Below are 224 nucleotides of genomic sequence, written 5' to 3' on the forward strand. Positions count from 1 at the left end.
TCGACCAGCAAAACATCAGGCAGGAACCGGCCTATACGGACACGCCGGGCATTGTCATCGGCATGCCTTCGCCTTACGAGCCGGGCACCCGGGTGACCAAGGGAACGGCGATTCCGCTGATCGTAAGCAACGGCCAATATCCGGCGGAAGCCCGGTTCGCCTCCCAGCCGATCTACATGGAGGTGCTGGACGGCGAGGGAGAAGTGTCGGTCAAGATTACGGTG

At 61.6% G+C, this 224-nt stretch carries 1 pseudogene; it reads left to right on the forward strand.

Annotated features, from left to right (window positions below):
- Nucleotides 1-224, forward strand: a pseudogene (locus LD028_RS09935) (Stk1 family PASTA domain-containing Ser/Thr kinase); the annotation flags it as partial.

Source organism: Anoxybacillus sp. LAT27 (assembly GCF_022030075.1).
Lineage (GTDB): Bacteria > Bacillota > Bacilli > Bacillales > Anoxybacillaceae > Anoxybacillus > Anoxybacillus kestanbolensis.